Genomic DNA, 4,595 nt, shown 5'->3' on the forward strand with positions numbered 1-4,595 from the left:
GACGACGTGCAGGCGGGCGGCGGCGCGGGTGACCGTCGACCGGGGACCCCGGGCCGTTGGTGGATCAGGCGTTCACTGTCTCCGGGCGGTGATCGGTGCTGCCCGCGCCGGTGTTGCCATCGGCGTCCGAGTCGGACATCGCGATGCCCTTGCGCTTGCTGAACACCACCGACGCCACGATGATCAGCGTCGCGACCAGCGCGATGCCGACCCGCAGGCCGACGTTGCGCTCGTCGCCGACGCTCCAGGCCACCACGGCGGGCGCGATCAGCAGCGAGACCAGGTTCATCACCTTGATCAGCGGGTTGATCGCCGGGCCGGCGGTGTCCTTGAACGGGTCGCCGACGGTGTCGCCGATGACAGTGGCGGCGTGCGCCTCGGAGCCCTTGCCCCCGTACGCGCCGTCCTCGACCAGCTTCTTGGCGTTGTCCCAGGCCCCACCGGAGTTGGACAGGAACACCGCCATCAGGGTGCCGGCACCGATCGCACCGGCCAGGTACGCCGCGAGCGCGCCGGGCCCGAGGCCGAAGCCGACAGCGATCGGCGCCAGGATGGCGAGCAGGCCGGGGGTCATCAGCTCGCGCTGCGCGTCCCGGGTGCAGATGTCGACGACCTTGCCGTACTCCGGGCGCTGGGTGCCGTCCATGATGCCGGGCAGCTCACGGAACTGCCGACGGACCTCCATCACCACGGCACCGGCCGAGCGGGACACCGCGTTGATGGCCAGCCCGGAGAAGAGGAAGACCACAGCCGCGCCGATGATCAGGCCGACCAGGTTGCGCGGGTTCGCCACGTTCAGCGCGTTGAGGATCTCGTTGCCGACGTCGCCCACGCCAGCCGTCGCGTACGCGCTGCTGAGCGTGTCGGTGTACGAGCCGAACAGCGCGGTCGCGGCGAGCACCGCAGTGGCGATCGCGATGCCCTTGGTGATCGCCTTGGTGGTGTTGCCGACCGCGTCCAGCTCGGTCAGCGTGCGAGCGCCGTGCTCGTCGATGTCGCCGGACATCTCGGCGATGCCCTGGGCGTTGTCGGAGATCGGCCCGAAGGTGTCCATCGCGACGATCACGCCGACGGTGGTGAGCAGGCCGGTGCCGGCCAGTGCCACAGCGAACAGAGACAGCGTGATGGAGCTGCCGCCGAGGAGGAAGGCGCCGAAGACGCCGGCGCCGATCAGCAGCGCCGAGTAGACAGCCGACTCCAGGCCGATGCTGATGCCGGCCAGGATCACTGTCGCCGCACCGGTCTGCGAGCTCTTGCCGATGTCCTGCACCGGTCGCCGCTTGGTCTCGGTGAAGTAGCCGGTCAGCGCCTGGATCGCGGCGGCCAGCACGATGCCGATCACTACCGCGCCGATGGCCACCAGCCGCGGGTTGCCGGCGGCTTCGGTGAGGCCACTGTCGAACTCGCCGAAGGTCGCCGGCAGGTACGCGTAGGCGGCGATCGCCACCAACACCGCGGAGAGCACCGCCGACAGGTAGAAGGCCCTGTTGATAGCGGTCAGGGCGTTACGGTCGGACGCGCGCAGCCGGGTGATGAAGACGCCGACGATCGCGATCAGCACACCGATGGTGGAGATGATCAGCGGGAAGACCAGGCCCTCCTCGCCGAACGCGGCTCGGCCGAGGATCAGCGCGGCGACAAGCGTCACCGCGTACGACTCGAACAGGTCGGCGGCCATGCCGGCGCAGTCACCGACATTGTCGCCCACGTTGTCGGCGATGGTGGCGGCGTTGCGCGGGTCGTCCTCGGGGATGCCCTGCTCGACCTTGCCGACCAGGTCGGCGCCGACGTCGGCGGCCTTGGTGAAGATGCCGCCGCCGACGCGCATGAACATCGCGAGCAGCGCGGCGCCGAAGCCGAAGCCCTCCAGCACCGTGGGCGCGTCACCCCGGTAGACGAGGACGACCATCGCCGCACCGAAGAGGCCGAGGCCGACGGTGAAGAAGCCGACGACGCCGCCGGTCTGGAAGGCGATCTTCATGGCCGCCTCGCGGCCGCCTACTCGCTCCCGTGCGGCGGCGGCCACGCGCAGGTTGGCGCGGGTGGCCAGCCACATGCCAGCGCCGCCGATGAACGCGCTGAACAGGGCGCCCACTACGAAGAAGAGTGAGCGGCCGATCTTCACAGCCAGCTCACTGCCATCGGTGTCGTGCACCGGAAGCAGGAAGAGCAGCACGACGGCGACGACGACGAAGATCGCCAGGGTGCGGAATTGACGGAGCAGGTAGGCCGAGGCGCCCTCCTGGACCGCCCCCGAGATCTCCTGCATTTTCTCGGTGCCCTTACCAGCGGCCAGCACCGTTTTTGTCAGGGCGGCAGCGAAACCGAGTGCCACCAGCGCGACAACCGCGGCGATGACGACGTAGGTGACATTGCTTCCGGTAAGGGAAAGCCCGCCGCCGTCGGCGGCCAAGGTCCCGGACATCTGTGTCCTCCTGTTACCGAACAATCGCGCCGGTGAGTGGAGACGCACTGACCGACGCCTGGATGCGGACTCGCAAGCGCGCGCCAACCCACCAGCGGACCAGCGATGAACACCCATACCCGCTGGCTGCGGGATAGGTCACTTGCTGACAACCCGGGTACTGTAGCCCTCCGCAGTGTTGGAGGTCACACCCAGGTGGCACCGTGTCGCGATGATCTTCGTCGCTGTGTTATGAAACGAAATCTGATATAGGGCCCCATCCATGCAAAGAAGGCCGCATCCCCAGCAGGGGACGCGGCCTACGCAGCGGAATTGATCAGCGGCCGACCGGCCACACCATCCGCACCTCGGTGCCGATGCCCTCGTCGACCGGGCGCACCTGGAGGTCCTCGACGAAACCGGCGAGCAGCGCGAAGCCGACGCCGGTGGTCAGCGCCTCATCGGTCAGCGCCTCGTTGGCCAGCTCGTCCGGTGGCAGCGCGGTCAGACCGATACCCGCCTCGATCGGCGCCCGGTCCACCACCCGCACTGCGTACGAGCCACCGTCGGACATCTCCACCAGCACCGGGTCGGCCAGGCCGTACTGCCGGTGCAGGGCCACCGCGCGCGTGCACGCCTCACCGATGGCCAGGCGCACCTCGTCCAGCAGGTCCTCACGCACCCCGGCCCGCCGGGCGACGGCGACGCCGACCAGGCGGGCGGTGCGCACGTGCACCGGAGCGGGCGAGAAGGAGAGCTTGACTGTCGCCATCACGCGCCGGCGCCCGCCGAGTCGGCGCTGATCGCCGCGTCGACCGTCGGGTGCAGCGGAAACACCTGGTCCAGCGCGGTGATCCGGAAGATCTTGAGCAGCGGCTCCTTGTCGCAGACCAGCGCGAACGAACCGCTCGCCGAGCGGAGCCGCTTGAGCGCGCCGACCAGCACGCCCAGCCCGGTGGAGTCGAGGAAGTCCACCCGACCGAGGTCGACCACCACGTGACGGGCGCCACCGTCGATCACTTCGAGGAGTCGCTCACGGAGCCGGGGCGCGGTGTAGACGTCCACCTCACCACCGACCTCGAGCACCGTGTGCTCGCCCACGGTGCGGGTCGCCAGTGACAGCTCCATCGGTCCTCCTCGCCAGAGCCGTAAACTCTCGTGGGCATCTAACCACTACCGCCGGGACGGCCTGCGGACGCCAGCGGCGGCTTCCCCTTACCCCGGTGTCCGACTTTTCATCTCCGAACACCAGTGCGAGAGTGCAGGGCGTGACCTCCGACGACTTCAGCTCCGCGCGCGGCACGCCGCGCCACGACCTGGAGTCGTCGTCCGCGGCCACCGTATCCGCTGGTCCCGGCCCCGGGCCAGCGCCGGCCGACCTGCTGCGCCGGCTACGCGCCCGGGGCGCCGCCGACCCGGTCACCCACGTCGAGCGGGTGCCGGCCCGCGCCGGTGTGCCCGCGCCGTGGCCGTCGTGGGCACCGGCGGAGTTACGCGCGGCGTTCACCGGGCGCGGCGTGGTCGCGCCCTGGCAGCACCAGGCCGAGGCGGCCAACCTGGCGTACGAGGGCCAGCACGTGGTCGTCGCCACCGGCACCGCTTCCGGCAAGTCACTGGCGTACCAACTGCCCGCCCTGGCCACACTGCTCGCCGACCCCCGGGCCACAGTGCTCTACCTGGCGCCGACCAAGGCGCTCGCCGCGGACCAGTTGCGCGCCGTCGCCGCGCTGGAGCTGGAGGGGGTACGCCCCGCCTGCTACGACGGGGACACTCCGCGCACCGAGCGGGAGTGGATCCGCCGGCACTCCCGGTTCGTGCTGACCAACCCGGACATGCTGCACCACGGCATCCTGCCCGGGCACGCCCAGTGGTCCGGTTTCCTGCGCCGACTCGCGTACGTGGTGATCGACGAGTGCCACACCTACCGGGGCGTGTTCGGCTCGCACGTCGCGCACGTGCTGCGTCGGCTGCGTCGGCAGTGCGCCCGGTTCGGGGCCACCCCGGTGTTCGTGCTCGCCTCGGCCACCTCCGGCGACCCGGCCACCGCGGCCGGACGGCTGACCGGCCTGCCGGTGACGGCGGTCACCGAGGACGCCTCCCCCCGCGGCGGGGTGACCTTCGCACTCTGGGAACCGCCGCTGCTGCCACCCGACTCGTCGGCCTCTTCGCCGGTGCCGCCGCAGGCGACGGG

At 70.6% G+C, this 4,595-nt stretch carries 4 protein-coding genes; 1 reads left to right on the forward strand and 3 read right to left on the reverse strand.

Annotated features, from left to right (window positions below; translation table 11 throughout):
- Positions 1-64 precede the first annotated feature (64 nt).
- From AB0C20_RS35215 to AB0C20_RS35225, 3 genes are all read right to left on the reverse strand, one after another.
- Complete coding sequence (locus AB0C20_RS35215; protein ID WP_357569631.1) at positions 65-2,425, reverse strand: sodium-translocating pyrophosphatase; 2,361 nt, start codon at positions 2,423-2,425, stop codon at positions 65-67.
- Between the two features lie 316 nt (positions 2,426-2,741).
- A complete protein-coding gene (locus tag AB0C20_RS35220) occupies positions 2,742-3,179 on the reverse strand; it encodes an ATP-binding protein (protein WP_238684776.1) in 438 nt (145 codons plus the stop codon).
- Positions 3,176-3,532: an STAS domain-containing protein gene (locus AB0C20_RS35225; RefSeq protein ID WP_357188877.1), complete on the reverse strand. Its 357-nt coding sequence runs from the start codon at positions 3,530-3,532 to the stop codon at positions 3,176-3,178. Before AB0C20_RS35225 ends, AB0C20_RS35220 begins: the two co-directional genes overlap by 4 nt.
- Before the next feature lie 188 nt (positions 3,533-3,720).
- Between AB0C20_RS35225 and AB0C20_RS35230 the strand changes: the two genes are divergently transcribed.
- Positions 3,721-4,595 (forward strand): DEAD/DEAH box helicase (locus tag AB0C20_RS35230; RefSeq protein WP_357569632.1); only part of this gene is annotated, 875 nt, incomplete at its 3' end.

The sequence above is a fragment of the Micromonospora sp. NPDC048843 genome (genome assembly GCF_040649965.1).
Lineage (GTDB): Bacteria > Actinomycetota > Actinomycetes > Mycobacteriales > Micromonosporaceae > Micromonospora > Micromonospora hortensis.